Source organism: Shigella sp. FC1967 (assembly GCF_001743005.1).
Taxonomy (GTDB): domain Bacteria; phylum Pseudomonadota; class Gammaproteobacteria; order Enterobacterales; family Enterobacteriaceae; genus Proteus.
This window is the reverse complement of the sequence record NZ_MIIZ01001102.1, coordinates 1-877: the sequence shown is the minus strand read 5'-3', so window position 1 is coordinate 877 and position 877 is coordinate 1. Positions and strand designations below refer to the sequence as shown.

The 877-nt window shown below is 49.5% G+C and carries 1 protein-coding gene and 1 pseudogene; one reads left to right on the top strand and one right to left on the bottom strand.

What is annotated here, in order from left to right; genetic code table 11:
- Nucleotides 1-224, top strand: a pseudogene (locus BHE89_RS18855) (DNA-binding protein); the annotation flags it as partial.
- A 60-nt stretch (nt 225-284) separates the two neighbouring features.
- Here BHE89_RS18855 and BHE89_RS18850 read toward each other — a convergent pair.
- Nucleotides 285-877, bottom strand: a 593-nt coding sequence (locus BHE89_RS18850) for a FlhC family transcriptional regulator (RefSeq protein ID WP_432763935.1), incomplete at its 5' end; no start/stop codon positions are given.

The window sequence follows — 877 nt, the reverse complement described above, 5'->3', positions numbered from 1 at the left end:
AAAAAGAAAAGCGAGCTCAGGCCGAGCGAATAATGAGCGACATGGAATCCTGCGGTGTGGACATCGGCTTGCTCAACGAAATGTTCACGAGCAAATCAGAACCTGATAATGCTAAATATTCAAAAGACGGAGTTTCGTGGAGTGGGCAAGGACGTCGCCCGGATGCTTTCAAGGGGTTGGGAGCTGTCGAGCTGGAGCGCTACCGTATCCCACAGAAGAAGTAAAAAAAATGAGCGCCGCAAAGTTTGGGCGCTCATCTTCTGGTCCGAAATGTCATAGTCTACTCAAGCACACTCTTTCTCCCCACCACCATGCCTTCCTTGTTCTTTGCAGAACGGACATTCAACGCAGGTTCTTTGATTAACAGAGGTGAAGTACGTACACTTGCAGTTGTCGCACACCTCCAGCATTGCGTCCCCACTTCTCAACTCCGAAGCAAGACACCAGGCATCAGTAATATCAAACGGAGCCCATCGAGCACCTTTCATTCCGGGCACTTCTTTGCGGATTGCGTGATACATTCTAAATGCCTTGTTCAAGGCCTTGATGTTCACAGACCGCAACACGGCTTCTCCACCAATGTTGAAGTAGAGCTGCATTAGAAGAGAGGCCTGTATCTTGGATGTGTGACTATGAATCAGTGTCGCACCACCCCGGAAGGTTCTGGATTTTCGTTCCAGAGTATATCCGTCTCTCTCCAGATCCTGGTAAAGCCGTCTGACCTGTTTGTAGGTTAGGCCCGTCTCGATCATGATGATTTTTGTGATGTACCCAGCAAGGGCCATGTGTCGAGCTGTAACCCAGCGACCCAATGTACCAGAGTTGCCAATGTTCATCTCCACCTCCCACGTCCCTGTAGAGACTGTTGCAGTTTTTT